2 protein-coding genes are annotated in these 1558 nt (G+C 44.5%); both read right to left on the reverse strand.

Annotation, left to right across the window (positions count from 1 at the left end; translation table 11 throughout):
• Positions 1-728, reverse strand: a 728-nt coding sequence (locus tag ACTHS3_RS12660; RefSeq protein ID WP_440368100.1) for a pyrroline-5-carboxylate reductase, incomplete at its 3' end; no start/stop codon positions are given.
• 32 nt (positions 729-760) lie between these two features.
• On the reverse strand, positions 761-1267 hold the full coding sequence (locus ACTHS3_RS12665) for an SEL1-like repeat protein (protein ID WP_083306192.1): 507 nt from the start codon (positions 1265-1267) through the stop codon (positions 761-763).
• Positions 1268-1558 lie beyond the last annotated feature (291 nt).

Raw genomic sequence — 1558 nt, forward strand, 5'->3', positions numbered from 1 at the left:
TTTCCAACTTGAGCCATGCCTGCAGAGGCTTTTGGATCGGCAGCCGAAACGGTATAAATAAACTTCGCTTTCTCCAATGGTTTTAAAACATTGATATCCCATTGACTGCCGACAAACATAGAAGCCGCAAATAAGTTAGGCTCGATACTATTTAGGTAGAATGAAATCATACCGCCCATGGATTGACCCGTGGTATAAACACGATTGGCATCAATCGCTTTTTCGGCGATCAGATTTTTGACAAGACGTAAGGTCATGGGGACTTCTTCAGTTGTTTCCCATTTATCGTTGACTGCCGTTTCGGTGTAAGACGGTACAAGGACAAAGGCTGGGTGTTTCGCCTGCGCTTCATCGGTTGCCCAGATGATGCCACCGTAGCCTTGCATTAGTGGGGCTTTTACGCCTTTTTCTGCTGTGCTTGCATCTGCGATAAACATGACTAACGGATATTTGCGACCCGGCTCAAGATTTTTCGGGGTGTACAGGTTGTACTGCATTTCTTTGCCTGTTTTGGGATCTTTAAACGTTAACACTTCAAAACGTGGTGCAATTTGTTCACGCAAGGCAAGCAAGCGACTATCGTAGGATTTATCCGCGCCGCCGTATTGTTTGTCCCAAGCGGAATTTTGCATGTTTTGAGTCATCACTGCTTTTTCAGTCGCATTTGAAGTGGCGTTGCAAGCGGCAAGCAACAAGCTTGCGGCAATCATCGTTACGGTTTTCTTCATCGTGGAAACTCCTTAAATTTTGCGGGAAATCATTAATTTTTTTCGATGCCTAAACGGTTCAACGCATCAATCGCTGGCTGGGAAATATGGTCGCCTCGTTTAGCAGACTCTTGATACCAATGCACGGCTTTGGTCATGTCTTTTGCCGTGCCGATGCCGTTTTCGTAGCAATGGCCGAGCCAGTATTGCCCGGTGATGTCGCCCTCTTCTGCCGCTTGCATGAAGTAGGCAAGCGGTTTTCGAATTGTTTCCAGTAGCCCTATACGCTTGAATGCGTGTAGCAGGACATTGCTATTGTGATTGAGCCAGTTAGCATTGAGTAAATCTTGCGGCTTGGCAATGTGGTGTCCTCGCAAATAGTCTGGTGAAGCGCAAATCAAGGTTTGCCATTGTGCCAACGGGCGCGCGATGCTCTCGGGATCATCAGGATGTAAAACAACGCAGATAGCGATATCAGTATCGTTTTGTGAATCCAACAAGTTTAGTATTAAGCGAGTTTTTGGGTGGTGATGGCGTAAGATTTGCACGGTGCGTTTCATCGGTATACTTTTCCAAGTGTGCTTGGGAGTCTGCTAAATATTGTTCTACTTGTGGATTTTTAATCACATCGTTACATCAGTTTAATTACTGTTCACAGTTACTGGGCTAGTGCTAGCTACTGCCCTACTCTTCCGTTAGCATTTGTTTGTAACAGTATTGATAAACTGCTAAGGTACTTATCTCAAAGAAGTTGGAGGTACTTAGTATAGTAGAAGCTATTTTCCCTAGACACTATTCCATTACTCATTAATTCAGTGGTAGAGTTACAGTAAAATTAAGCAGCTTAAAAC

The organism is Neisseria sp. P0009.S007, from assembly GCF_051962515.1.